This window comes from Pseudomonas sp. FBF18 (assembly GCF_024261405.1).
Taxonomy (GTDB): domain Bacteria; phylum Pseudomonadota; class Gammaproteobacteria; order Pseudomonadales; family Pseudomonadaceae; genus Aquipseudomonas; species Aquipseudomonas palmensis.
The window spans coordinates 25,285-50,429 of the sequence record NZ_QKRS01000023.1 but is presented as its reverse complement, the minus strand read 5'-3'; the positions used below and the strand labels follow the sequence as shown (position 1 = coordinate 50,429).

General features: G+C 66.2%; 27 protein-coding genes. 16 read left to right on the top strand and 11 right to left on the bottom strand.

The window, feature by feature from the left end; all coding sequences use genetic code 11:
* Positions 1-9 precede the first annotated feature (9 nt).
* The 3 genes from DN387_RS24430 to DN387_RS24420 are packed head-to-tail and all read right to left on the bottom strand — an operon-like array spanning position 10 to position 2,559.
* Complete coding sequence (locus DN387_RS24430; RefSeq protein ID WP_043861903.1) at positions 10-1,275, bottom strand: ABC transporter permease; 1,266 nt, start codon at positions 1,273-1,275, stop codon at positions 10-12.
* Positions 1,275-1,994, bottom strand: coding sequence for an ABC transporter ATP-binding protein (locus DN387_RS24425; RefSeq protein WP_043861902.1), 720 nt, complete (start codon positions 1,992-1,994; stop codon positions 1,275-1,277). The genes DN387_RS24430 and DN387_RS24425 overlap by 1 nt, the downstream gene beginning before the upstream one ends.
* Position 1,995: 1 nt before the next feature.
* On the bottom strand, positions 1,996-2,559 hold the full coding sequence (locus DN387_RS24420) for a DUF2796 domain-containing protein (protein WP_054916425.1): 564 nt from the start codon (positions 2,557-2,559) through the stop codon (positions 1,996-1,998).
* 125 nt (positions 2,560-2,684) lie between these two features.
* Between DN387_RS24420 and DN387_RS24415 the strand changes: the two genes are divergently transcribed.
* Positions 2,685-3,029, top strand: a complete 345-nt coding sequence (locus tag DN387_RS24415) for a hypothetical protein (RefSeq protein WP_054916440.1) — start codon at positions 2,685-2,687, stop codon at positions 3,027-3,029.
* A 79-nt stretch (positions 3,030-3,108) separates the two neighbouring features.
* On the opposite strand, the gene trxA is transcribed toward DN387_RS24415, so the two are convergent.
* Genes trxA through DN387_RS24400 form a run of 3 tightly spaced genes read right to left on the bottom strand, consistent with a single transcriptional unit; the run spans position 3,109 to position 5,118 of the window.
* On the bottom strand, positions 3,109-3,981 hold the full coding sequence (trxA, locus tag DN387_RS24410) for a thioredoxin (protein WP_054916424.1): 873 nt from the start codon (positions 3,979-3,981) through the stop codon (positions 3,109-3,111).
* 31 nt (positions 3,982-4,012) lie between these two features.
* On the bottom strand, positions 4,013-4,675 hold the full coding sequence (locus tag DN387_RS24405) for a methyltransferase (RefSeq protein WP_054916423.1): 663 nt from the start codon (positions 4,673-4,675) through the stop codon (positions 4,013-4,015).
* The gene (locus DN387_RS24400) at positions 4,672-5,118 is read right to left on the bottom strand and encodes a YbaY family lipoprotein (protein WP_043861898.1); all 447 of its coding nucleotides are present in this window, start codon (positions 5,116-5,118) and stop codon (positions 4,672-4,674) included. Before DN387_RS24400 ends, DN387_RS24405 begins: the two co-directional genes overlap by 4 nt.
* A 108-nt stretch (positions 5,119-5,226) precedes the next feature.
* Between DN387_RS24400 and nrdR the strand changes: the two genes are divergently transcribed.
* From nrdR to DN387_RS24345, 11 genes are all read left to right on the top strand, one after another.
* Complete coding sequence (gene nrdR, locus DN387_RS24395) at positions 5,227-5,691, top strand: transcriptional regulator NrdR (protein ID WP_043861897.1); 465 nt, start codon at positions 5,227-5,229, stop codon at positions 5,689-5,691.
* The gene (gene ribD, locus DN387_RS24390) at positions 5,688-6,824 is read left to right on the top strand and encodes a bifunctional diaminohydroxyphosphoribosylaminopyrimidine deaminase/5-amino-6-(5-phosphoribosylamino)uracil reductase RibD (protein ID WP_054916422.1); all 1,137 of its coding nucleotides are present in this window, start codon (positions 5,688-5,690) and stop codon (positions 6,822-6,824) included. The genes nrdR and ribD overlap by 4 nt, the downstream gene beginning before the upstream one ends.
* A 43-nt stretch (positions 6,825-6,867) precedes the next feature.
* Positions 6,868-7,530, top strand: a complete 663-nt coding sequence (locus DN387_RS24385; protein WP_043861895.1) for a riboflavin synthase — start codon at positions 6,868-6,870, stop codon at positions 7,528-7,530.
* Positions 7,531-7,548: 18 nt separating this feature from the next.
* The gene (ribBA, locus tag DN387_RS24380) at positions 7,549-8,640 is read left to right on the top strand and encodes a bifunctional 3,4-dihydroxy-2-butanone-4-phosphate synthase/GTP cyclohydrolase II (RefSeq protein ID WP_043861894.1); all 1,092 of its coding nucleotides are present in this window, start codon (positions 7,549-7,551) and stop codon (positions 8,638-8,640) included.
* Between the two features lie 90 nt (positions 8,641-8,730).
* Positions 8,731-9,207: a 6,7-dimethyl-8-ribityllumazine synthase gene (ribE, locus tag DN387_RS24375; protein ID WP_043861893.1), complete on the top strand. Its 477-nt coding sequence runs from the start codon at positions 8,731-8,733 to the stop codon at positions 9,205-9,207.
* The gene (gene nusB / locus DN387_RS24370) at positions 9,204-9,704 is read left to right on the top strand and encodes a transcription antitermination factor NusB (RefSeq protein ID WP_043861892.1); all 501 of its coding nucleotides are present in this window, start codon (positions 9,204-9,206) and stop codon (positions 9,702-9,704) included. The genes ribE and nusB overlap by 4 nt, the downstream gene beginning before the upstream one ends.
* Before the next feature lie 18 nt (positions 9,705-9,722).
* A complete protein-coding gene (thiL, locus tag DN387_RS24365) occupies positions 9,723-10,676 on the top strand; it encodes a thiamine-phosphate kinase (protein WP_054916421.1) in 954 nt (317 codons plus the stop codon).
* A 9-nt stretch (positions 10,677-10,685) separates the two neighbouring features.
* Positions 10,686-11,189, top strand: a complete 504-nt coding sequence (locus DN387_RS24360; protein WP_043861890.1) for a phosphatidylglycerophosphatase A — start codon at positions 10,686-10,688, stop codon at positions 11,187-11,189.
* Positions 11,190-11,202: 13 nt separating this feature from the next.
* The gene (locus tag DN387_RS24355) at positions 11,203-11,997 is read left to right on the top strand and encodes an ABC transporter substrate-binding protein (protein WP_043861889.1); all 795 of its coding nucleotides are present in this window, start codon (positions 11,203-11,205) and stop codon (positions 11,995-11,997) included.
* A gap of 68 nt (positions 11,998-12,065) precedes the next feature.
* The gene (gene ribA, locus DN387_RS24350; protein WP_043861888.1) at positions 12,066-12,683 is read left to right on the top strand and encodes a GTP cyclohydrolase II; all 618 of its coding nucleotides are present in this window, start codon (positions 12,066-12,068) and stop codon (positions 12,681-12,683) included.
* Positions 12,680-13,099 carry a hypothetical protein gene (locus tag DN387_RS24345; RefSeq protein ID WP_043861887.1) on the top strand — a complete coding sequence of 140 codons (420 nt, stop codon included), beginning with the start codon at positions 12,680-12,682 and terminating at the stop codon, positions 13,097-13,099. Before ribA ends, DN387_RS24345 begins: the two co-directional genes overlap by 4 nt.
* Before the next feature lie 62 nt (positions 13,100-13,161).
* On the opposite strand, the gene dxs is transcribed toward DN387_RS24345, so the two are convergent.
* The 3 genes from dxs to DN387_RS24330 all read right to left on the bottom strand — a co-directional run bounded on the left by dxs (position 13,162) and on the right by DN387_RS24330 (position 16,339).
* Positions 13,162-15,060, bottom strand: coding sequence for a 1-deoxy-D-xylulose-5-phosphate synthase (gene dxs / locus DN387_RS24340; protein WP_054916420.1), 1,899 nt, complete (start codon positions 15,058-15,060; stop codon positions 13,162-13,164).
* A gap of 152 nt (positions 15,061-15,212) precedes the next feature.
* Positions 15,213-16,100 carry a (2E,6E)-farnesyl diphosphate synthase gene (gene ispA / locus DN387_RS24335; RefSeq protein ID WP_043861885.1) on the bottom strand — a complete coding sequence of 296 codons (888 nt, stop codon included), beginning with the start codon at positions 16,098-16,100 and terminating at the stop codon, positions 15,213-15,215.
* On the bottom strand, positions 16,097-16,339 hold the full coding sequence (locus DN387_RS24330; protein ID WP_043861884.1) for an exodeoxyribonuclease VII small subunit: 243 nt from the start codon (positions 16,337-16,339) through the stop codon (positions 16,097-16,099). The genes ispA and DN387_RS24330 overlap by 4 nt, the downstream gene beginning before the upstream one ends.
* Positions 16,340-16,583: 244 nt before the next feature.
* Here DN387_RS24330 and DN387_RS24325 point away from each other — a divergent pair, with 244 nt between their 5' ends.
* Genes DN387_RS24325 through DN387_RS24315 form a run of 3 tightly spaced genes read left to right on the top strand, consistent with a single transcriptional unit; the run spans position 16,584 to position 20,351 of the window.
* Entirely contained in the window at positions 16,584-17,987 is a 1,404-nt protein-coding gene (locus DN387_RS24325) for an MBOAT family protein (RefSeq protein WP_043861883.1), read from the top strand.
* Positions 17,974-19,140: an SGNH family hydrolase gene (locus tag DN387_RS24320; protein WP_054916419.1), complete on the top strand. Its 1,167-nt coding sequence runs from the start codon at positions 17,974-17,976 to the stop codon at positions 19,138-19,140. Before DN387_RS24325 ends, DN387_RS24320 begins: the two co-directional genes overlap by 14 nt.
* 2 nt (positions 19,141-19,142) lie before the next feature.
* Entirely contained in the window at positions 19,143-20,351 is a 1,209-nt protein-coding gene (locus DN387_RS24315) for an SGNH/GDSL hydrolase family protein (protein WP_043861881.1), read from the top strand.
* A 244-nt stretch (positions 20,352-20,595) separates the two neighbouring features.
* Here DN387_RS24315 and DN387_RS24310 read toward each other — a convergent pair whose 3' ends face one another.
* Both DN387_RS24310 and rtcR read right to left on the bottom strand, forming a co-directional pair.
* Positions 20,596-21,681 (bottom strand): alpha/beta hydrolase, encoded by a 1,086-nt coding sequence (locus DN387_RS24310; protein WP_177333013.1) that lies wholly within the window; start codon positions 21,679-21,681, stop codon positions 20,596-20,598.
* 85 nt (positions 21,682-21,766) lie between these two features.
* Positions 21,767-23,350, bottom strand: a complete 1,584-nt coding sequence (gene rtcR / locus DN387_RS24305) for an RNA repair transcriptional activator RtcR (protein WP_054916417.1) — start codon at positions 23,348-23,350, stop codon at positions 21,767-21,769.
* Between the two features lie 611 nt (positions 23,351-23,961).
* On the opposite strand from rtcR, the gene DN387_RS24300 reads away from it, so the two are divergent.
* Positions 23,962-25,107: a slipin family protein gene (locus DN387_RS24300; protein ID WP_054916416.1), complete on the top strand. Its 1,146-nt coding sequence runs from the start codon at positions 23,962-23,964 to the stop codon at positions 25,105-25,107.
* The last annotated feature ends 38 nt before the right edge of the window (positions 25,108-25,145 follow it).

The window sequence follows — 25,145 nt, the reverse complement described above, 5'->3', positions numbered from 1 at the left end:
CGGGCGTTCTCACAGGTGAATGGACAAACCGTCGGCCAGCGACTGGCGGTAGGCCCGCCAGGCCGGAATGCTGCCCATCAGCACGGCGGCGCCGAGGATGATCCCCAGCAGGCTCCACTCGTGGGCGCTGGGCAGCGCCAGCGGCAGGTACAGGCCGTAGTTGGCCTGCACCGTGCCCTGGGCCAGGGCGATGCCAAGGTAGAGCAGGCCCAGCCCGGCGGCAATCCCCGCCAGCGCCAGGGTGAACGCCTCCATCACCAGCAGCCCTGCAATATGCCAGGGGCGTGCACCCACCGAGCGCAGGATGGCCATTTCGCGGCGGCGCTCGTTGAGGCTGGTGAGGATCGCCGTGAGCATGCCGATCAGGCCGGTCAGCACCACGAACAGAGACACCACGAACAGCGCCTGTTCGGCGGTGCCCATCAGGCTCCACAGCTCCTGCAGGGCCACGCCGGGCAGAATCGCCAACAGCGGCTCGCCGCGGAACTCGTTGATCTCGCGTTGCAGGGTGAAGGTGCTGATCTTGTTGTTCAGGCCCAGCATGAACGCGGTGATGGCCTTGGGTGTGAGGTCCATGCCTCGGGCCTGTTCGGCGCTGACGCGGCCGGCGCCGCGGGCGGGCACGCCGTTGTGCCAGTCGACGTGGATCGCCTCCATGCCGCCAAGGCTGATGTGCAGGGTGCGGTCCACCGGGGTGCCGGTGCGTTGCAGCACGCCCACCACGGTGAACGGCTTGTCGTCATGCTTGACCAGGCTGATGGCGGCCACGCCATGGGCCAGCACCAGCTTGTCGCCGAGTTTGTAATGCAGCGCGTCGGCCACCTCGGCGCCCAGCACCACCTCGAACGGGTCGCTGGCGAAGGCACGCCCGCTGGCCAGCTGCAGGTGCTGCTTGCGCCCGTACTGGTAATGCTCGAAGTAGGCTTCGGTGGTGCCCATCACCCGGTAACCGCGGTGCGAGTCGCCCAGCGAGATCGGGATGGCCCACTTCACCCGCGGGTTGCTGGCGTAGTGCTCGAAGCTGTCCCAGCGGATGTTGTTGGTGGCGTTGCCGATGCGAAACACCGAGTACAGCAGCAGGTTCACCGAGCCCGAGCGCGCACCGACAATCAGGTCGGTGCCACTGATGGTGCTGGCAAAACTGGCGCGGGCCTCGGTGCGTACCCGCTCCACCGCCAGCAGCAGGCACACCGACAGGGCGATGGCGAAGGCGGTGAGCAGGGCAGTGAAGCGGCGGTTGGCGAGACTCGCCAGGGCAAGGCGGAGCAGGTACATCAGGCCTCCAGGTCGCTGGCAGGGCGCGCGGCGCGGTTGAGTTCGGCAAGCGACAGCTGGCGATCGAACAGCGGTGCCAGGCTCTGGTCGTGGCTGACGAACAACAGGCTGGAGCCGGCTGCGCGGCATTCGGCGAACAGCAGGCGGATGAAGGCTTCACGGGTGTCGGCATCGAGCGCCGAAGTCGGCTCGTCGGCAATCACCAGCTCGGGTTGGCCGATCAGCGCGCGGGCGGCGGCCACCCGTTGCTGCTGACCGATCGACAGGCTGTCGGCGCGCCGTGCCAGCAGTGCCGGGTCCTTCAGGCCCAGATGGGCGAGCAGGCTGGCGGCGGCCTTGTCCACACTGCCGTAGCGCTGGCCGGCGCGTTGCGCCCGGCTGCGCGAGAAACGGCACGGCAGCTCGACGTTTTCGCGTACCGACAGAAACGGCAGCAGGTTGAACTGCTGGAAGATGTAGCCGGTATGATCGACGCGAAAACGGTCGCGCTGGCCCTGGCTGAGCGCGCCCAGCTCCTGGCCGAGCAGGCGGATGCTGCCGCGGTCGGCCTTCTGCACCCCGCCCAGCAGGCCCAGCAGGGTGGTCTTGCCACTGCCGCTGGGGCCCTTGAGGAACAGCGACTCGCCGGCCTGCAGGCGCAACGCCGGTATGTCCAGCAGCTCAGGCTGGCCGGGCCAGGCGAAACCCAGCCGGGACAGTTCGATCAGTGCCTGGCCCATGTCAGAAGTCGATCGCGCTGTGGGTCGGGGTCAGGTCCACGCCCTTCTGGCCATTGGGGCCCACCAGTTGCAGCTGGATCTTCTGGGTGGCGGGGAAGGCCTTGAACAGTGGCGCCAGGTCCAGGCGGGTGAGCTGGGCCGGGGTGGTGCATTCGAGTTTGTAATGGGCGTTGATGTCGCTGTGTTCGTGATCGCGGGCGTCGCCATCCTCGTCATGCACCGGCTTGTCGCCGAACAGCGGGCTTTGCAGGTCCTGGTCGGTTTCGCTGCAACCGGCTGCCTTGTTCAGGCCGAACAGCGCCAGGGGTGTTTCGAGCCGGGCGCGCACGGCCGCGACCTTGGCCTTGTCGGTGGCAGAAGTGGCGGCATGTTCGAAGCCCACCAGGTTCATCGCCGGGCTGTCGAATTCCAGCTCCAGGGCATTGCCGTCGAGTGCGACGTTCAGGTGCGCCACGCCATGTTCATGGGCACCCAGGCTGCCATGCTCATGGTCATGGTCGTCATGGGCGTAAACCAGACTCAGGGGCAGCAGGGCGAACGGCAAGGCAAGCAGCAGACGACGCATGGGCGGAACTCCGGAAGGCGCTGAAAGAGTTTCGAAATGTTATAACAACTTGTCGGCCGCGTACCAGTGTCGCTGGATGAAACTTCGTGGGAGCATGGGCGCCTGATCGAGTGGAGGGTGCGAACGTGCGTATTCGTGGACACATCGGCGAATGGCCGGTGGATTTGAGCGTGGAGCTGGAGCCCCATGAGTGGGCGCAGTTGGGCGGGCAGTTGCAGGCGGCCGGGGTGCCGGCGGTTGCCGCTGCTGTACCGACGGCGCCGGTTCGCCCGGACGATGCAGTGTGGCAGGCGGCGCGCGAGGTGTTGCGCAAGGCTGGTCAGTTGAACGGGCCCCAGTTGCTGGAGGCGCTGGAGGGGCTGGCGGGCAATACGGCGGCCGGCAAGCGCCTGCTGGTGCGTTTGCGCCATAGCAGCGAGGTGAGGGTGGAAAGCGGGGCGGATGCGCCGGTCTATCACTGGGTCGGCTGAACACCGCGTTGATCCCATCGCGGGTCAAGCCCGCTCCCACAGCGCGGGTAGGTAACCTTGTGGGAGCGGGCGGTTGACCTCAGTACAACGCAGCAAACAGCTTGCGGCGGTAATCCAGCACCAGCGGGTGCTCGTTGCCCAGCAGGTCGAACACCTGCAGCAGGGTCTTGTGCGGCAGGCCGCCTTCATACCCGCGGTTGCGCTTGAACAGTTTCAGCAGCCCGTCCAGCGCCGCCTCGTACTGCTGGCGCGACAGCTGCTGCACTGCCAGCTGATACGCCGCCTCGTCATCCTCGGCGTTCTGTGCCAGGCGTGACTTCAGGTCGGCCACGTCCGGCAGGCTGGCGGCCTGCTTGAGGAACGTCAGCTGCGCCTTGGCACCGGCCAGTGCAGCCTTGTGCTCATCGCTCTTGACCGCATCGAGCACGGTCTGCGCTTCGCCCAGCTCGCCACGCTCGGCCAGGCAACGGGCATACAGGATCAGTGCCGCGGCATTGCTGTTGTCTTCGGTCAGCAGGGCCTGGAGCAGCGCCTCGGCCTCGCTGAAGCGTCCCTCGGCAAACAGCCCCTGGGCCACTACCAGCGGGTCGGCCGCCGCCGGTGGCGGCAGTTGCACATGCGGTTCGAGCATTGCGCGGATTTCCGATTCCGGGCGTGCCTCGGCAAAGCCGTCGACCGGCTGGCCATCCTTGAACAGCACCACCGTCGGCAGGCTGCGGATACCGAAGCGCGCGACAATGTCCTGTTCCACATCGCAGTTGACCTTGGCCAGCAGCAGCTCACCCCGGTATTCGGCGGTGATTTTCTCCAGCAGCGGCATCAGCACCTTGCACGGCGCGCACCAGTCGGCCCAGAAGTCGACGAGCACGGGTTTGACGTGGGAGTTCTGGATCACCGACTGGTCGAAGTCGGCGCTGGTGGCATTGAAGATGTACGGGGTTTCCTGGCTCATCGCGACTCTCGCAAATCCTTGAATGGCAACACTATAAAGCGCTGCGGCTGGCGTGGTACAGGCTCACCTGGCGGAATTCGTGGGGTTCGGCCAGGTCTGGCAGGGTCAGGGCGTGCAGGGTGTCGAGCTGGCGGTACAGGGGGTGACGGAAGTCGCGCACCCGCGAGTCCGCCACCAGCGCCTGGTGCCCGCGGCTGAGAAACGCATCGAGCAGCGGCAGGTTGGCGCGGTCGTAGAGCACATCGGCCACCAGCACCAGGTCGAAGCGGTCGGCCTCGGCGAAGAAATCGCTGGAGTAGCCCAACTGCACCTGGTTGAGCGCGGCATTCGCGCGGCTTGCCTGCAGCGCCAGCGGGTCGAGGTCGCAGGCCACCACTTCAAGCGCCCCGGCGCGGGCGGCGGCGATGCCGGCAATGCCCGAGCCTGCGCCGAAGTCCAGCACGCGTTTGCCGGCCACCCACTCGGGGCGGGCGGCCAGGTAGCGCGCCATGGCCAGACCGCTGGCCCAGCAGAAGGCCCAGTAGGGCGGCTCGTGCAGGATGCGCCGGGTTTCTTCGGGGCTGAACGCGCGGTCCATGTTGTGCGCATCGATCAGCCACAGCTTGAGGTCGCAGGCCGGCAGCTCGCTGACCACCAGCCGTGCGTCCCCCAGCAGCCCGCTCAACGCCTGTTGCAGGTGGATCGGCGCGGTCACGGCGCTTTTTCGAGGCGCAGCGGGCCGGTGGCCTGGGTTTGCGGGCTGCTGACCGCCACAGGTTGCAGGTGCAGGATCAGCTGCCCGGACTGGCTGGCACGCCCGCGCAGCTCCACCCGCGCACCGGCAGGGAACGCCTCGGGGTTGAAACGCAGCTGGAACGGCAGGTCCTGGCCGTTGGCGTCCAGGTTGCTGCTGGCCAGCAGGCGTTGCGGGCGGCCGCGCGGGTCGACCACCAGCAGCGCCAGCTCGACCTCGGCGCCCGACGGGATGCCAAGCAGGGTGCCGCTGATTTCACGCTGGTAGGCCGGCAGCGGGCCCAGGGCCACAGGTTGCTTGGCCGCTACCGGGGCCTTGGGGGCCAGCACCGGCTTGGGTTCATCGCTGCTGCAGGCGGCCAGCAGGGCGGCAAAACTGAGCACAACGAGCGCTCTAAAGGGCATGATCAATTCCTTCGGGGGGATATTTCCTCACTGGATGGTAACTGCTTTGGCTTGTCTTGCCAGTGGGATGCGCTACCATGACCCTCCCTTTTTTTGTTGCCTGCCACCATGCACTGTCCCTTCTGCGGTGCCAACGACACCAAGGTCATCGACTCGCGACTGGTTGCCGAGGGCGAACAAGTGCGCCGTCGCCGCGAATGCGTGGCCTGCGGTGAGCGCTTCACCACCTTCGAAACCGCCGAACTGGTGCTGCCGCGCCTGATCAAGACCGACGGCAGCCGCCAGCCCTTCGACGAAGAAAAACTGCGCGCCGGCATGCAGCGGGCGCTGGAAAAGCGCCCGGTGAGCGTCGAGCGCCTCGAAGCGGCGCTGGCCCACATCAAGCACAAGCTGCGCGCCACCGGCGAGCGCGAGGTCAAGTCGCTGGTCGTCGGCGAACTGGTGATGGCCGAGCTGCAAAAGCTCGACGAAGTGGCCTACATCCGCTTCGCCTCGGTGTACCGTCGCTTCCAGGACCTGGACGAATTTCGTGAAGAAATCGACCGCCTGGCGCGCGAGCCTTCCAAGCAATGAGCCTGCCCAGCGAACGCGACGTGCTCGACGCCCACTACATGGCCCGTGCGCTGGAACTGGCGCGCAAGGGTCTCTATTCCACCCATCCCAACCCGCGGGTCGGTTGCGTGATCGTGCGTGACGGGCAGGTGGTCGGCGAAGGCTGGCACGTACGCGCCGGCGAACCGCATGCCGAGGTGCACGCGCTGCGCCAGGCCGGCGAGCTGGCCCGTGGCGCCTGTGCCTATGTGACCCTGGAGCCGTGCAGCCACCACGGGCGCACGCCGCCGTGTGCCGAGGCGCTGGTCAAGGCCGGTGTGGCGCGGGTGGTGGCGGCCATGCAGGACCCCAACCCGCAAGTGGCGGGGCAGGGGCTCAAGCGCCTGGCCGACGTCGGTATCGAGGTTGCCAGCGGTGTGCTGGAGGCCGAGGCCCGCGCACTCAACCCGGGCTTTCTGAAGCGCATGGAACACGGCCTGCCCTTTGTGCGGGTCAAGCTGGCGATGAGCCTGGACGGGCGCACCGCCATGGCCAGTGGCGAGAGCCAGTGGATCACCGGCCCGGCCGCACGCTCGGCGGTGCAGCGTCTGCGCGCGCGCTCCAGCGTGGTGCTGACCAGCGCCCAGAGCGTGCTGGCCGACAACGCGCGCATGACCGTGCGCGCCAGCGAGCTTGGGCTGGACGCCGCCAGCACCGCCCTGGCGATGGCCCGTCCACCGTTGCGCGTGCTCATCGACGGGCGCCTGCGCCTGCCGCTGACGGCGCCGTTCTTCCAGGCCGGCCCGGTGCTGGTGGTGACGGCCGCCGCGCCAGTTGCGCAGTACGCCCAGGCCGGCCATGACCTGCTGAGCCTGCCCGGCACCGACGGGCACGTCGATCTGCCCGCGCTGCTGCGCGAACTGGCCCGGCGTGGTGCCAGCGAGGTGCTGGTGGAGGCCGGCCCGGGCCTGGCCGGTGCCTTCGCGCAACAGGGCCTGGTGGACGAATACCAGCTCTTCATCGCTGCCAAGTTTCTCGGCTCCAGTGCCCGCCCATTGCTCGATTGGCCCCTGGCCAGAATGAGCGAAGCGCAGGCCCTCAAAATCACCGACATGCGCGCCGTAGGCGATGACTGGCGAGTCACTGCCATTCCTGTGCCTGCGCCCGGCGTATAATTCGCGGCCTGCGCCTTGCGCGACCCGTTCTGAAGGAGGACTCATGTTCACCGGCATCATCGAATCCATCGGCAGCATCCGTTCACTCACCCCCAAAGGCGGCGACGTGCGCGTGTATGTCGAAACCGGCAAGCTCGACCTGGGCGACGTGAAACTGGGCGACAGCATCGCCGTCAACGGCGTGTGCCTGACCGCCGTCGAACTGCCTGGCGACGGTTTCTGGGCTGACGTCAGCCGCGAAACCCTCGACTGCACCGCCTTTGCCGACTTCAAGGTAGGCAGCCGGGTCAACCTGGAAAAGGCCCTGACCCCCAGCAGCCGCCTGGGCGGCCACCTGGTCAGCGGCCACGTCGACGGTGTCGGCGAGGTCATCTCGCGCAGCGATAACGCCCGCGCCATCCAGTTCCGCCTGCGCGCGCCGGCCGAACTGGCCAAGTACATCGCCCACAAGGGCTCGATCACCGTCGATGGCACCAGCCTCACGGTCAACCAGGTCGATGGCGCCGAGTTCGAGCTGACCATCGTGCCGCACACCCTCGCTGAAACCATCATGGCCGACTATCGCACTGGGCGTCGGGTTAACCTTGAGGTCGACCTGCTGGCCCGTTACCTGGAGCGTCTGCTGCTGGGCGACAAGGCCGCCGAGCCGGGCAAGGGTGGCATCACCGAAAGTTTCCTGGCCGCCAACGGCTACCTGAAATCCTGATTTAGAAGGGGGTGCCGCGTGGCGCTCAACAGCATCGAAGAACTGGTCGAAGACATTCGCCAGGGCAAAATGGTCATCCTGATGGATGACGAAGACCGCGAGAACGAAGGCGACCTGATCATGGCCGCCGAGTGCTGCAAGGCCGAACACATCAACTTCATGGCCAAGCACGCCCGTGGCCTGATCTGCATGCCGATGTCGCGCGAGCGCTGCGAGCTGCTCAAGCTGCCGCTGATGGCCCCGCGCAACGGCTCGGGCTTCGGCACCAAGTTCACCGTTTCGATCGAAGCTGCCGAAGGCGTCACCACCGGTATCTCCGCCGCCGACCGCGCGCGCACCGTGCAGGCCGCCGCCGCCCGGGACGCCAAGGCCGAAGACATCGTCAGCCCGGGCCACATCTTCCCGCTGATGGCCCAGCCCGGCGGTACCCTGGCCCGTGCCGGCCACACCGAGGCGGCCTGCGACCTGGCGCGCATGGCCGGTTTCGAGCCGAGCGGGGTGATCTGCGAGGTGATGAACGACGACGGCACCATGTCGCGTCGCGCCGAGCTGGAAGTGTTCGCCGCCGAGCACAACATCAAGATCGGCACCATCGCCGACCTGATCCACTACCGCATGATCCACGAACGTACCATTCAGCGGATTTCCGAGCAGCCGCTGGACAGCGAACTGGGTCAGTTCAACCTGGTGACCTACCGCGATTCGGTCGAAGGCGACGTGCACATGGCCCTGACCCTGGGCAAGATCTGCGCCGAGGAACCGACCCTGGTGCGGGTGCACAACATGGACCCGCTGCGCGACCTGCTGCTGGTCAAGCAGCCCGGCCGCTGGAGCCTGCGCGCCGCGATGAGCGCCGTGGCAGAGGCCGGCAGCGGCGTGGTGCTGCTGCTCGGACACCCGCTGGACGGCGACGTGCTGCTGGCGCATATCCGCGAAAGCGCCGACAGCAGCCAGGTCAAGACACCCACCACCTACAGCACCGTGGGTGCCGGTTCGCAGATTCTGCGCGACCTGGGCGTACGCAAGATGCGCCTGATGAGTTCGCCAATGAAGTTCAATGCGATATCCGGATTCGATCTGGAAGTTGTAGAATACGTGCCCTCCGAATAAAGCAGGGGCTGGTTTCCCGCTGTTGATCCGGAACAAAACTCCCACAGGCCGCACCGTTGCGGCCTGGCTCTTTAAGATGAGAACCCCGCAATGTCCCTGAAGACCATCGAAGGTACCTTCATTGCCCCCAAAGGTCGCTATGCTTTGGTGGTTGGCCGCTTCAACAGCTTCGTCGTCGAAAGCCTGGTAAGCGGTGCCGTTGATGCCCTGGTTCGCCACGGCGTGAGCGAAAGCGACATCACCATCATCCGTGCACCGGGTGCGTTCGAGATTCCGCTGGTGGCACAGAAGGTCGCCCAGCAGAGCGAATACGCCGCGATCATCGCCCTGGGCGCCGTGATCCGTGGTGGCACCCCGCACTTCGAATACGTGGCGGGCGAATGCACCAAGGGCCTGGCCCAGGTGTCCATGGAGTTCGGCGTGCCGGTTGCCTTCGGTGTCCTGACCGTCGATTCGATCGAACAGGCCATCGAGCGTTCCGGCACCAAGGCCGGCAACAAGGGCGCCGAAGCGGCCCTGTCCGCCCTGGAAATGGTCAGCCTGCTGGCGCAGTTGGAGGCCAAGTGATTAGCGACGAAAGCGATCGTTTCAACCCGCGCGATCCAAAACCTGCGGATGCTGGCAAGCCCTCCAAGAGCGCCAAGCGTCGCGAAGCCCGCAAGCTCGCGACCCAGGCGCTGTACCAGTGGCACATGGCCAAGCACTCGCTGAACGAGATCGAAGCGCAGTTCCGGGTCGATAACGATTTCACCGATGTCGACGGTGCCTACTTCCGCGAGATCCTGCACGGCGTGCCGGCGATCAAGGAAGAAATCGACAAGGCCCTCGCGCCTTGCCTGGACACCGTGCTCGAAGAGCTCGATCCGGTCGAGCTGTCGGTGCTGCGCCTGTCCACCTGGGAGCTGATCAAGCGGGTAGACGTGCCTTATCGCGTGGTCATCAACGAAGGTATCGAGCTGGCCAAGGTGTACGGCGCCACTGACGGGCACAAGTTCGTCAACGGTGTGCTCGACAAGCTCGCACCGCGGCTGCGCGAAGCCGAAGTGAAGGCGTTCAAGCGCTGATTGCGGCGCTGCCTGCCCATGGGTGAATTCGAGCTGATCCGCCACTACTTCGCCGCCGCGCCCTGTGCGCAGGCCGGCGACGGGGTCGCCCTGGGGATCGGCGACGATTGCGCCCTGCTGGCGCTGCCGGCCGGCGAGCAACTGGCCGTGTCCACCGACACGCTGGTGGCCGGGGTGCATTTCCCGGCTGTGTGCGACCCGTTCCTGCTCGGCCAGCGCTCGCTGGCGGTGGCTGCCAGTGACCTGGCAGCCATGGGCGCCACCCCCGTGGCCTTTACCCTTGCCCTGACCCTGCCGACGGTTCACGCCGATTGGCTGAAGGCCTATGCCCAGGGTCTGAACCTGATGGCCCGACAATGCGGCCTGAGCCTGGTAGGCGGGGACACCACCCATGGGCCGCTGAGCCTGACCATGACCGTGTTCGGCCGCGTGCCTGCCGGCCAGGCCCTGACGCGCAGCGGTGCGCGGCCTGGTGACCTGGTGTGTGTCGGTGGTGAGATGGGCAACGCTGCCGGGGCCTTGCCGCTGGTGCTGGGCGAACGCGAGGCGGCGGTGGCGCTGGCCGAGCCGCTGCTGGCGCACTACTGGTCGCCGCCACCGCAACTGGCGCTGGGTCAGGCGCTGCGAGGCAAGGCCAGCGCGGCGCTGGATATCTCCGATGGCCTGCTGGCCGATTGCGGACACATTGCCACGGCCTCGGGCGTGTCGATTGTGCTGTCGCTCGAACAGCTGCCGCTGGGTGCGGCGCTGCAGGGCCTGTTGGGCCTGGAAGGTGCGCGACAGGCCGCGCTCACCGGTGGCGACGACTACGTGATTGCCTTCACCTTGCCCCCCGCGCACCTGGCCGGCCTGCAGGCTGCCGGCTGGCCGGTGCACGTGGTCGGTCGGGTGGAGGCGGGCAGCGGCGTCAGCCTGCGTGACCACGCCGGGGCGGACATCACCCCGCGCACGCGGGGTTATCAACATTTTTAGGGAGACACCGTGACCGATCACCCCAATCAGGTGCCGGCAGAAAACGTGCCGCCTTCAGTCTGGCGCAACCCCTGGCATTTTCTGGCCTTCGGCTTCGGCTCCGGCACCCTGCCCAAGGCGCCGGGCACCTGGGGTTCGCTGGTGGCCGTGCCGTTCATCCCGCTGTGGCAGATGCTGCCCGACTGGGGCTACTGGCTGATGCTGGGGCTGACCATGCTGTTCGGCGTATGGTTGTGCGGCAAGGTCGCCGACGACCTGGGCGTGCATGACCACGAGGGCATCGTCTGGGACGAGATGGTCGGCATGTGGATAACCCTCTGGCTGGTACCGGAAGGTTGGCTATGGTTGTTGGCAGGCTTTCTGATGTTCCGCTTCTTCGACATACTCAAGCCGTGGCCGATCCGCTGGATCGACCGGCATGTGCATGGCGGTTTCGGCATCATGTTCGATGACGTGCTGGCCGGCGTGTTCGCCTGGTTGGGCATGCAGGCGCTGGTGTGGAGTTTCACCTGAAGGGAGTGGCCTGATGCGCGCATGGCGAGTGTTGCTGCTGGTGTTGGCGCTGGGTGGCGGCATCGCCTGCGCTGGCGAGCCGACCGCGTTGCCGCAGGAGGTGCGCCTGGCCAGCGAGATCTGGCCGGACTACACCGACGTCGAAGGGCGCGGCATGGCCTGGGACGTGCTGCGCAAGGTGTTCGAGCCGGCGGGGGTCAAGGTGCTCGCCATCAGCGTGCCCTACAGTCGCGCCGTGGGCCTGGTCAAGCGCGCCGAGGCCGATGCCTGGGTCGGCTCCTACGAGCAGGAAAGCAACGACTACCTCTACCCGCGCAACGCCTTCGACCAGGACCATATCTACGCCCTGGGCCTGGCCAGCCTGCCGGTGCCGAGCGCCGCCACCATCGGCCGCTACAAGCTCTCCTGGGTGCGTGGCTACGAGTACCAGCGCTACCTGCCCGATGTGAAGGAGTTTCGCGAGGTGCAGCGGCGCGACGGCATCCTGCCGATGCTCGAACTCAAGCGCGTGGACTTCTACATCGATGCCCAGACCGAGGTGGACTACGTGTACAACCAGGCCCGTGACAAGGCCCGGTTCCGCCGCACCCACATCGCCGAGTTGCCGTTGTACCTGGCCTTTGCCAGGACCGAGCAGGCCTGTGCGCTCCGGGCGCTGTTCGATCGGCGCATGGACGAATTGATCGCCAGCGGTGAATTGCGCGAGATCTTCGAGCGCTGGCAGCAGCCGTATCCGTTCCCGATTCCGGGCAGGGCGCACGTGCCAGCATCTAACTTCTCGATCTGTTTGCCCAAGAATTCAGCCTAAGCACCTGCCTTACGCTGCTGTTACAATCGGCGCACATCAAATTTCACGTTATTGATCAGGAGCACAAGGTGCCCGTCGTCTTTGTTGCCGCTTCCAAGCTGCCCACCCCCTTTGCCACGTTCACCATGCATGGTTTTCTCGACGAAGCCACCGGCCGCGAGCACGTTGTGCTCAGCCTGGGTGATGTAGCCGATGGCGAGCCGGTACTGGGGCGCCTGCATTCCGAATGCCTGACCGGCGATGCGCTGTTCAGCCAGCGCTGCGACTGTGGTTCGCAGCTGGAGGCCGCTCTTCAGGCCATCGCCCGCGAAGGCCGTGGCGTGCTGCTGTATCTGCGTCAGGAGGGCCGTGGCATCGGCCTGCTGAACAAGATTCGCGCCTACGAACTGCAGGACGGCGGCGCCGACACCGTCGAGGCCAACGAGCGCCTGGGCTTTGCCGCCGACCAGCGTGACTACGCCATGTGCCAGCCGATGCTCGAGCACCTGGGCGTCACGTCATTGCGCCTGATGACCAACAACCCGCGCAAGGTAAAAGCCCTCACCGCCATGGGCATTGCGGTAGCCGAGCGCGTGCCGCTGCACACCGGGCACAATCCGCACAACAAGCACTACCTGGCCACCAAGGCCGGCAAGCTCGGCCACATGATGGGCAACGAGCACCAGGGCGAGGCCGGTCGGGCGTGACCCGCGGCCAGGTCAAGCGGCGGCTGGCGTTCGCCTGGTGGCAGTTCTTCGCGATTGCCCTGGCGCCGCTGCTGGTGTTCGGCTGGGCGTTCGGGGGCAGCGTGGCGCGTGTCCCGCTGCTGGTGATGCCGGTGTTTCTGGCCGGGCTGGCCTCGATGTTCTTCAGCCTGCCGCGTTTCAGCGCCTACAAGCGTGCATTGATTGCCACTGAAAAGGCGCTGAACAGCGCTGAAGAGCCGGCGGCCTGGATAGAGCTGGCGCGGGTTCGCCGTGTGTCGATGCTGTTTGCCTGCCTGCCGGCGTGGGTGGCCGCACTGTCGGTGTTCGTGGGCCTGGAGGGAGTGCCGCAGATTCTGCTGGCCATCGCCAGCGTGGTGATCCTTTACCTGTACCGGGTACCGCGTCAGCTGGGCTGATGCGCCCTTCGCCAGCCAGGCTTGCTCCTGCAGGCAGGAGCAAGCCTGGCTGGCGAAAGGGTCTAAAGGCCCAGCAGTTGCATCCGCTGACGCACCGAAGCCTCGATCCCGGCAGCATCCAGCCCGCATTCGGCCAGCATCTGCGCCGGCTTGGCATGCTCGACGTACACATCCGGCAAGCCCAGGTGCAGCATCGGCTTGAGCACGCCTTCAGCGCTCAGGAACTCGCTGACCGCAGAGCCGGCGCCGCCCATGATGGCGTTCTCTTCGATGGTCACCAGCAGTTCATGGCTGCCGGCCAGCTCGCGCACCAGCGCTTCATCCAGCGGCTTGACGAAACGCATGTCGACCACGGTGGCATCCAGGTTTTCGGCCACCTTCAGCGCTTCGGCCAGTTGCACACCGAACACCAGCAGGGCGACCTTGCTGCCCTGGCGGCGAATCACGCCCTTGCCGATCTCCAGCGGCTCAAGGTCGCCGTCGATCGTCGCGTTCGGCCCGCTGCCACGCGGGTAGCGCACGGCGGCAGGGCCGTTGTACAGGTGTCCGGTGCTGAGCATCTTGCGCAGTTCGTTCTCGTCGCTGGGGGTCATCACCAGCATGCCGGGGATGCAGCGCAGGAACGACAGGTCGAAGCTGCCGGCGTGGGTCGGGCCGTCTTCGCCCACCAGGCCGGCGCGGTCGATGGCGAACAGCACGTCGAGGTTCTGCACCGCCACGTCATGGATCAGTTGGTCGTAGGCGCGCTGCAGGAAGGTCGAATAGATCGCCACCACCGGCTTGGCGCCCTCGCAGGCCATGCCCGCCGCCAGCGTCACCGCGTGCTGCTCGGCAATCGCCACGTCGAAGTAGCGCTCGGGGTAGCGTTCGCTGAACGCCACCAGGTCCGAGCCTTCCTTCATGGCGGGGGTGATGCCCACCAGGCGCTGGTCGGCGGCGGCCATGTCGCACAGCCACTGGCCGAACACCGCCGAGTACTTCGGCCCGGCGGCCTTTTTCGGCGCGGTGGCCGGGGCGTCCAGCGGTTCGAGCTTGGTGATCGCGTGGTAGCCGATCGGGTCGACCTCGGCCGGGGCGAAACCCTTGCCCTTCTTGGTCACCACGTGCAGGAACTGCGGCCCCTTGAGGTCGCGCATGTTGCGCAGGGTGGCGATCAGGGTGGGCAGGTCGTGGCCGTCGATCGGGCCGATGTAATTCCAGCCCAGCTCTTCGAACAGGGTGCCGGGCACCAGCATGCCCTTGGCATACTCTTCGGTGCGGCGGGCGATCTCCCAGGCGCCGGGCAGGCGCGACAGCACCTTCTTGCTGCCCTCGCGCATGCTTGCATAGGTGCGGCTGGAGAGGATCTTGGCCAGGTAGTTGGACAGGCCGCCGACATTGCGCGAAATCGACATGTCGTTGTCGTTGAGGATCACCAGCATGTCGGCGTTGACTTCCTGGGCGTGGTTCAACGCCTCGAAGGCCATGCCGGCGGTGAGCGCGCCGTCACCGATCACTGCAATCGACTTGCGTGCCTGGTTCTGCAGGCGGGCGGCGATGGCCATGCCCAGCGCGGCGCTGATCGAGGTGCTGGAGTGCCCGACGCCAAAGGTGTCGTACTCGCTCTCGACGCGGCGCGGGAAGGCGGCCAGGCCGTCCTTCTGACGCAGGCTGTGCATGCGTTCGCGCCGACCCGTGAGGATCTTGTGCGGATACGCCTGGTGGCCCACATCCCACACCAGCCGGTCGTCCGGAGTGTCGAAGACGTAGTGCAGGGCGATCGTCAGTTCGATGACGCCCAGGCCGGCACCGAAGTGCCCGCCGGTCTGGCCGACGCTATAGAGCAGCTCCTGGCGCAGTTCGTCGGCCAGTTTCTCCAGGTCGGCTTCGGCCAGACGACGCAGGCCGGCTGGCGTATCGGCACGGTCAAGCAGCGGCGTGACCGGGCGTTCGCGGGGGATCTCTTGAAACGTCGTGGGCATCAGGCGAATCGTTATAGGTGTGATGAGGCGGCAGTTTACCTTATTGCGGTGAAGGCTGCCCATTGAGGTATGTGGTGCGCGTTTCGCCGGCAATGCCGGCTCCTACAGGGTTCGATGCAGGAGCCGGCATTGCCGGCGAAGGGCCGCTGCGGTCAACTGCGGCGTTCGACGATGTACCGCGCCAACGCGCGCAGCGGCTCGGCCTTGTCATCGAACCCAGCCAGCGCTGCCAGCGCCTGGTCGCGCAGTTCCAGCGCATAGGCCTTGGCGGCTTCGAGCCCCAGCAATGCCGGGTAGGTCGGCTTGTCGCGGGCGATATCTGCGCCCTGGCGCTTGCCCAGGGTCGCGGTATCGCTCTCGACATCCAGGATGTCGTCCTGCACCTGGAACGCCAGGCCGATGGCCTGGGCATACTGCTGCAAGGCCGCAAGCGTCTGGGCATCGGCCCGCGCGCTGGCCAGGGCGCCAACCTTGACGCTGGTTTCGATCAGCGCGCCGGTCTTGTGCCGGTGCATGTACTCCAGCGCGGTCTGATCGAGCTTGAGCCCCACCGAGCCCAAGTCGATGGCCTGGCCACCGACCATGCCGGCGGGGCCGGCGCCCTGGGCCACGGCCTGCACCATGGCCAGGCGAATGGCATCGCTCTGCGGGCTCAGGCGCGGGTCGAGCAGGGCGCTGAAGGCCAGGCTCTGCAAGCCGTCGCCGGCCAGGATCGCGCAGGCCTCGTCGAATTTCTTGTGGGTGGTGGGCTGGCCGCGACGCAGGTCGTCGTCGTCCATTGCCGGCAGGTCGTCATGCACCAGCGAATAGGCGTGGATCAGCTCGACTGCGCAGGCGGCGCCGTCGGCATCGCTGCTGGCGCCACCCAGCGCCTCGCAGGCGGCATAGGCCAGCAGCGGGCGTACCCGCTTGCCGCCGTTCATCACGCTGTAGCGCATGGCGGCATACAGGCGCTCGAGTTCGCTCGAGGGGGCGTGGAACAGGGTTTCCAGCGCGGCATCCACCTGGGCCTGGCAACGGGCCTGGTAGGCGGCAATCATTCTGGCTGTTCCGCGTCGAACGGCTCGGCGCGCAACTCGCCGTCGCGCTCCAGCAGCACCTGGACCTTCTGCTCGGCCTGGGTCAGGGCGCTCTGGCAATCGCGGGTCAGGCCGATGCCTTGCTCGAAGGCGGTCAGCGAGTCTTCCAGCGACAGTTCGCCGTTCTCCAGGCGTTCGACCAGCGCTTGCAGGTCGGCAAGGGATTGCTCGAAGTCAATGGCAGCTTTTTTTCGGGCCATGGCGGCTGTCTCTGGTGGCGGTTTGAACGGCGCGACACTAGCAGAGCAGGGCAGGGGGAGCAAATCAGCGCCTGTGATCTTTCGTCGCATTCTGTTGCATAAATGCCGTGGGAACAGGCTTGATTTTCCTGCACTGCTTGCATTGTGGGGGCTCACTGCTGTCTGCCATAATCGCGCCCGCTCTGCGCCGCGGGTTGTATCCGGGTCAGGGTCCCCCCTTCCATGTCGCGTAATGGACTACGTTGTGAGCTTTCTTTCGATCGAGTTCGGCCTCTGCTTCACTCTGTTTTTCGCGGTCTACTGGAGCCTTTGCTGGAGCGTTCGCCTGCAGAACGTCCTGCTGCTGGCGGGCAGCTATGCGCTGGTCGCAAGCTTCAGCCTCGATTCGCTGTACATCCTGCTCGGCTACACCCTGCTGGTCTACCTGCTGGGGCTGTTCAGCGCGCGACATCCCGGACGGCGTTTCACCTACCTGATGGTGTTGCTGCTGGTGCTGGGCTGCTTCTATGTCTTCAAGTACCAGGAATTCTTCGTGGGGGGCGTGCAGGCCGCGCTGGCCGACCTGGGCCTGGACGTCTCGCTGCCGGTGCTGGAGGTGCTGCTGCCGATCGGGCTGTCGTTCTACACCTTCCATTCGGTCAGCTACCTGGTGTCGATCAACCGCGGTGAAATGGCCCCGGCCGCGCCGCTGGACCTGGCCCTGTACCTGGCCTTCTTCCCCAGCCTGGTGGCCGGCCCGGTCAACCGCGCCGCGCACATGCTGCCGCAGATTCGCCCGGCGCAGATCCGCCAGGTGCTGGAGCCGCAACGGGCGCTGGGGCTGATTGCGCTGGCGGTGGTCAAGCTGTTCTTCTTCAGTGCCTGGCTGGGCAGCGAGTGGGTCGACCCGGTGTTCGAGACCCCAAGCGGCTTCAGCGCCGAGCAACTGCTGCTGAGCGTGTACGGCTACAGCCTGCTGATCTACCTGAACTTCAGCGGCTACACCAACCTGGTGACCGGTGTGGCGCTGCTGCTGGGCTTTCGCCTGCCGGCCAACTTCAATGCGCCCTACGCGGCCCGCAACCTCAAGGAGTTCTGGGGGCGCTGGCACATCAGCCTGTCGACCTTCATTCGCGACTACGTGTACATCCCGCTGGGCGGCAACCGCCAGGGCGTATGGCGCGGCAACCTGAACATGCTGCTGGCGATGCTGGTTTCCGGCCTGTGGCACGGCGCGAGCCTCAACTTCATCATCTGGGGGGCGCTGCACGGCGTGGGGCTGGCGCTGTACAAGGCCTCCACCTACGTGCTGCCACAACCGATGCGCTGGCCGGGCGCGGATGTGCTGGCGCGCCTGCTCACCTTCCACTACGTCGCCTTCGCCTGGATCTTCTTTCGCTGCGCGAGCCTGGATGATGCGCTGGACATGCTCGGCGGCATCGCCGGCCTGAGCCTGGGCGGGCTGTTGAGCCCCACCGGCCTGCTGTTGCTGGGCTGCGTGCTGTACATCGCGGTGTACCCGCAGGTGCTGGCGCTGCTGCGCCAGGGTTTTGCCGCCAGCAGCCGGCTGCCCTGGCAGCTCTACCCGATCCCGCTGGGGTTGTTCGTGTCGTTGGTCATCTTCGCTTCGCAATCGGGCGTGCCGGGGTTCATCTATGCAAGCTTCTAGTACCGGTCAGCTGTTCAAGACGCAAATGGGCGCGGCCAAGGTGCTGTACGCGATCCTGGTCACCACCTTGCTGCTGTTCTGGCTGAACCAGAACTCCATCAGCCTGTACTGCCAGCAGAAGTACCACCAGAGCTGCGAGCTGCCCTGGGTAGGGCAGAGCCAGGCGTGGCGCCTGGGCGGCAACCTGACCCAGGCCCTGGGGGATGCGCGCAGCAGCTTCATCGACAGCCTGGAGCGCCAGACCCTGCTGGCCCAGGCCGAGGGCGTGCCGACGGTCGAGCTGCCGCCCAGTATGCCGGTGGTGCTGGTCGACCTGGCGCAGCCCCATGCCAAGGCGCCGGCGCCTGCCAAGGTACCGGTGGTGGCGCCGACACCTGCGGCCAGGCCTCCTGCAGTGCAGCCAGCGACAGTGCCGCCGGTTGTGGCGCAGGCGCCCGCCGCGCAACCGGTCAAGGTGGCGGCGCAACCGCTGGTGCCGGGGCAGCCGCCCAAGGCCGTGAGCCTGGCGGCTGGCGACGAAGTGTTCCTGGTGGGCGACTCGCTGATGCAGGGCGTGGCGCCGCACCTGGCCAACACCTTGCTCAAGCGCTACCAGATCAAGAGCGTCAACCTCAGCCGCCAGAGCACGGGCCTGGCGTACCCCGGTTTTTTCAACTGGCCGCAGACGGTGTCCGACACGCTGCAGAATCACCCCAACATCCGCCTGATGGTGGTGTTCCTGGGCCCGAACGACCCGTGGGACATGCCCGAGTCCAAGGGCAAGCCGTTCCTGCGTTTCAAATCGCCTGAGTGGGAGGCGCTGTACCGCAAGCGCATCGACCGGATCCTGGACGAGGCCCGCGCGCACAATGTGCAGGTGATCTGGGTCGGCCCGCCCAACATGCAAAAGCCCAGGTTGTCGACGGCCATGGCCTATCTCAGCGGGCTGTATGAAAGCCAGGCGCAGCTGTACCAGCAGCATTACGTGTCGGCCAACGGCGTGCTCGGTTACCAGGCCGACGAGTTCTCCTATACCCTGCAGAACAGCCAGGGCAAACGGGTCAAGACCCGTGTCGACGACGGCATCCACTTCACCACCACGGGCCAGAAGCTGATCGCCGAGCAGGTACTGTCGATGATCGCCTTCCCGGGCCTGACCGTAACGGGACACTGAGCATGCGCCGAGCGCACAACATCCTGGTGCTGGCGGCGCTTATCTGCGCGCTGCCGGGCTGCAGCCCGGTGGCGGCGGTCAACGCGCCGGCCGCGCGCCCCCTCGCCGTGCAGCAGAAGGCGACCGGCAGCCGTGACGGCAACCTTGCGGTGCTGGCCGGCAAGCTGCGCACCTCCAGTCGCACACCGGTCAATATCGTGCAATTCGGAGATTCGCACACTGCCGCCGACCTGTTCAGCGGCGAGATGCGTCGCCTGCTGCAGTCGCAGTACGGCGATGGCGGCATAGGCTTTGTGGCGGCGACACCGGTACCTGGCACGCGCTACGACAACCTGATCCTCAAGACGGCCAGGCGCCAGTGGGAGCTGGTGTCGGCGCGCAACCAGCAAAGCACCCAGTTCCCGCTGGGGGGCTACCTGTCGGTACCGCTGGCGGCGAACCCGAGCGTGCGCCTGGAGGCGCGCGAGCCCAGTGCCCAGCGCTACCGTATCTCGGCCCTGTACCAGGCGCGGGAGAACAGCAGCCTTACCGCCCGTGGCGGGCAGAACGCGGCGCGCCGCGTGATGCTGGCCGCAAGCAACGGGCAGTGGCGCTTCAGCCCGCCGCTCAACAGCATCAGCCTGCCGGTGGACATGAGCCTGAATGCCCACCCGGGCACGGTGCTGGGTGGCTGGTACATCCAGGGCCAGAAGAACGCCGGGGTGACCTATTCGGCCCTGGGCATCAATGGTGCGCGGCTGGAGGTGCAGGACAAATGGCAGGCTGGCTGGCAGGAAAACCTCAAGGCCCTGCGCCCGGACCTGATCATTCTGGCCTATGGCACCAACGAGGCGTTCGACAACACCCTGGACATGGCCAAGTACCGTGACCAGTTGCGCCGTACCGTGGCCCAGCTCAAGCGGGTGCAGCCACGGGCGGTGATCCTGCTGGTGGGGCCTTCGGACTCGATCAAGCAGCGTGGCGCGCGCACCTGCGCGACGCGGCGCCCGCAGTCGTTGCCGCAGGTGGTGCAGATCCAGCGCCAGGTGGCACGCCAGGCCAACGTGCTGTTCTGGGACTGGCAGGCCTACATGGGCGGGGAGTGCTCGATTGCGCGGTGGCAGGCAGAGGGGCTGGCGCGAGGCGACCTGGTGCACCTGACGGCTGATGGCTATCGCAAGAGTGCGTCGGGGCTGTATGACTACCTGCGTGGGCAGTTGGGGCTGCGCTGAGGCAAAAAAAAGAGGGGCTGTATCGGTGTCGGGATTGGCTTGCGGCGCCCCGGTGCATCGATAACAGCCCCCCAGCTTCGAGCCACAGGGGCGTCGAACTCAGGTGCAAGCATAGAATGGTTTTTTGGGGCCTGCTGTAGGACTTTTGGACAGATCTCGAAGGGTTCTTCGTCAGCATGGCTGACTCCTGCCGTTTATCCCAACCCTGCAGGAGCCGGCCTTGCTGGCGAAAGCCGCGCTGTAGTCAGCCCGCCGGGGTCAGCCCCAACGCGTAATCGAGGTACCCGCGATACGCCGTTTCCCAGTCATCCTGGAAGGTGTGCCCGGCCGGGTGTTCGTGGCTTTGCACCGGGTTGCTGCCTTCGAACGCCTTCTGCGTGGTTGCGGTCAGTTCCAGGTTGCTCGAATGCTCCTTGGCGCCGTGCACGATCACGATGCGCTTGTCCTTGGCCTTCTGCACGGCGAATGGAATGCGAAAGCCGCCCGGCGACAGCAGTACTGCGCCGCTGTAATGCTGCGGGTATTCGGCGATCAGGTGCGCCGCATGTTCGGCGCCCTGGGAAAAGCCGATCAGCGCCACGTTCGAGCGGTCGATGCGGGTCTGCTTTTCCAGGGCCTTGAGCGCGGCCGCCACGGCTTTCTCGGTCGGCTCGACCGAGTGTTGCTGCCACATGAACTGGCCCTCGTCGCGCTTGAGCGTGCCGTTCACGCCCACCAGTACGGCGCGTTCGCCCACCAGCTCTTCACGCATGCGAATGCCCTTGCTGCCTTCGGTGCCGTAGCCGGACAACCACACCACTACCGGCCAGCCGCCGGCCGGGGCCTTGCCTTCGGGGATGCTGAACGCCGCCGCACCGGCATCCTTGGCCTGTTTGGCGTAGTTGGCCTCGGCGCTCTGCAGCAGTTTCTTGTAGGCCGGTGCGTCCTTCATGCTCTCCAGCTCGTCGTCGTCACGCAGGATCACGGCCTGCCAGAAACCGCGCTCGCGGGCCTGGTCGAGCAGGTCGCCAGCCAGATCGAACTTCTCCATCGAGGCCAGGGCGGCGCCGGCCTGGTAGGACGCATAGGCGTTCTTCGGGTCCAGGCGTGCGGCCGTCAGGTAATAGGCCAGGGCGCCAGCCATGTTGTCGTGCTCGCTTTTCTCCTTGTCGCCGGCATCGATGAATTCCTGTGCGTCGGCATCGTTCAGGTAGAGGTTGGCCATGCCGGCCAGGCCCTGCCAGCGGCCCTTGGCAACGGCCTCGTCTTCGTCGGCGAAGCTGGCGGTGGCGGTAAGGCTCAGGGCGGTGAACAGGCTGAGGGTGGCAAAGTGCAGACGAGGAGATGTCATGAACGACAAGACCGAGAGTCCTTTTTCGGTGGAAGGGAAAGTGTGCCGGCCAATACGGCCGGGGCGCGGATTCTAGCATGGCAGCTCAGCTGCGCAGCTGGTTCCAGTCCAGTTCGAAGCGCGCCAGGTATTTGCGCAGGCGGTCGGCATCGTTGGGTTTTTCCTTGTCCTGGCGCGACACCGCAAACAGCTGGCGCCCTGCGTCGGACAGCGAGCGGGCATCGCGACACACCCGCAGCACGGCCTCCAGTTGCAGGCGGTCGAACAGGTCCAGCTCACGCCCTTCAAGCAACGGCTCGGTGGGCGCGGCAACCCCCCAGGCCCGTTGCAGCCGGGAGATCTCTTCGCTGACCAGGGGCTCGTCGATGCGTCCGCTGTCGGCCAGGGTCGCCATGCGCGTGATCGAGGCCGACAGCTCGCGAAAGTTGCCGGCCCAGCGTGCTTGCGGTGAATGGGCGAACGCCAGGTACTGGCGCTTGGCTTCAAGGTTGAAGCGCACGTTGCGGCCCTGTTCGCGGGCGTGGCGCTGCAGTTCGAAATCGATGTTCGGCTCGATGTCTTCGCGCCGCCCGGCCAGCCCCGGCAGTTCGAAGGTCCACAGGTTGATGCGCGCATACAGGTCTTCGCGAAACAGCCCTTCGGCCACCTGCTTGCGCAGGTCACGGTGGGTGCCGGCGATCAGCTGGAAGTCGCTTTGCACCTCGTTGTCTGCGCCCATCGGGAAGAAGCGCTTCTCTTCGATGGCCTTGAGCAGCATGGCCTGTTCGTCGGCGCCCAGTTCGCCGATTTCGTCGAGAAACAGCATGCCGCCGTCGGCGGCGCGCAGCAGGCCGTCGCGGGCGTTCTGTGCTCCCGTGAAGGCGCCCTTGATATGCCCGAACAGGCTCGACATGGCGCCGTCGCCGCGCAGCGTGGCGCAGTTCACTTCGACGAAGCGGCCCTCCAGCTGGTGGCGCGTGCGCTTGAGTTCATGGATGCGCCGGGCCAGGAACGACTTGCCGGCACCGGTCGGCCCCACCAGCAGCATCGGGGCGGTGGAGCGCAGGGCGACGCGCTCGATCTGCTCGATGGAGTGGTTGAACGCCACGTTGCGCGTGGCGATGCCGGCCTTGAGAAACGCCAGGCTGTGCGCCTGCTCGCGCTGAAAGCGCGAAGCGATGTGGTCATAGCGCGACAGGTCGAGGTCGATCAGCGTGCTGGTGCCGGCCGGGTCACGCTCTTCTTCCTTGCCGCGCGCCGGCGAGGTCTGTACCAGTCGCGCCGGCAGGTAGCGCGCCTCGGTCAGCAGAAACCAGCAGATCTGCGCAACGTGGGTGCCGGTGGTGATGTGCACCAGGTAGTCCTCGTGCTCGGTGTCGAAGTGGTAGCTGCTGGCGAAGTCATGCAGCGCGCCGTACATCTCTTCGAAATCCCACGGGTTGTGCAGAGCCAAGCGGTGCAGGCGCACCTCGGTGTGGGGCGACACGCTGAGTACATCCTCGCGCAGGCGCTCGGCCAGGCCCAGATCACGTTCGCTCTTGCCGTGAATCAGCTCCAGGCGGTCGATCGAAAGATCAGGCTGCTGGCACAGCGCGACGGTGGGCCGCCACTTGTTCCAGCGCGCGGCACCCTTTCCGTTGCGGTCGAGGGTGGTACCGATGAAGCCGATGGCAACGCTGCGCTTGTGCATGCTGTTTATCTTTTTGGATAAATGAAGAGATAAAAGTATACATAAAAGCCCTCAAGCATTTGCCCGGTGCGCAGGTTGATTTAACGAAGATGAAAATAAAACACTTATAAATCAATTAGTTGAAAATAAATTCTAGCGCTTTTACGAAACCTGGCACGCCCCTCGCAATAACGCTTTCGACCGCATCGCCAAGCAGGCCAACGGGTCGGGGTTCACAACCCCACCGGTGCACGAGCCCACCCCTGGTGTTGGTGTCGTGCATGCCGCCGCCGCAACGACCGGTCGCTGGCGCAACCCCGGATGGGGCCGCCAACGAGCCTAGAACTCGTTACATACCCTCCACGGTAGCTGTACCCGTAACACCCGCCGGTGAGGCGAGGGCAACGCACTTGCAGCCAGGATGGCTGACTGTCGCGAAGGACGCCCCCGCCACCGCTGGTACGCCCGGCCTGCTGGCCGGGCCCGGGGCAAGGCGCAACGTCGGACCGAAGGACTCGGTCGGCAAAGGACTCTGATGTCCCGGCGCGTGCACCTCCCCCCAGGCCCCACCTGCAGCGCTCGGCGTACCGGCAGCACCGGCACCACGGAATTCATTGAAAGGGAAATACAGAATGAAACTGCTCAAGCGCTTCATCGTGAAAAAGAACGAACGCGGCCTGCTGTTCTGCGAGGGCGACTTCGTGTCGATCCTGGAACCGGGCGTGCATCAGCGCTTTGACCTGCATAACCGGCTGACGGTGGAAACCTTCAGTCTCAACACCCCGCGCTTCGAGCACCGCCTGGCCGGCTACCTGCGCCAGAGCGAGCCGGCGGTGGTGGATCAGTACTTCGAGCGCATGGACCTGGCCGAACACGAAGTGGGCCTGCGTTTCGAGGATGGCGCACTGGCGGAACTGCTGCCACCGGGCAGCCGCCAGTTGTACTGGAAGGGCCAGAGCGCGCAGACCCTGCAGCGCATCGACCTGACCCACAGCTATCGCCTGGAGCCGACCCTGCTCGGCCAGCTCGGCCAGCCCAAGCTGCGCGGTCGCACCCTGGCCGGGCTGGATGCGGTGCTGCTGGCGCCGGTGCCGGCCTTCCATGTGGGCGTGCTCAAGGTCGATGGCGCAGTTGTCGAGCTGCTGCCGGCCGGTCAGTACGGCTTCTGGCGCTTCAACCGCCAGGTGAGCGTCGACATGGTCGACATGCGCATCCAGTCGCTGGAGGTCAGCGGCCAGGAGATCCTCACCCGCGACAAGGTCAGCCTGCGCCTGAACCTGGCGGCCAACTGGCGCTACAGCGACGTGCTGATGGCCTTCGCCAGCCTCAGCAAACCGCTGGAGCACCTGTACCGCGAGGTGCAGTTCGGCCTGCGTGCGGCCGTGGGCACGCGTACCCTCGACGAGCTGCTGGAGAACAAGCAACTGATCGACGACACCGTCAGCCAGTACCTGGCCGAGAAACTGGTGGGCAGCGGCATCGAGGTCAGCGGCCTGGGCGTGCGCGACATCATTCTGCCGGGTGAAATGAAGACCCTGCTGGCGCAAGTGGTGGAGGCGGAGAAGGCGGCCCAGGCCAACGTGATCCGGCGCCGCGAGGAAACCTCGGCGACCCGTTCGCTGCTCAACACCGCCAAGGTCATGGAAGACAACCCGACGGCCCTGCGCCTGAAGGAGCTGGAAACCCTGGAGCGGGTGGCCGAGCGCATCGACCGGATTTCGGTATTCGGCGGGCTGGATCAGGTGTTGAATGGGCTGGTCAGCCTGAAAACCGCATGACACCTGCCAGGCCTTCGGGCCTGGCGGGCTACAAGGAC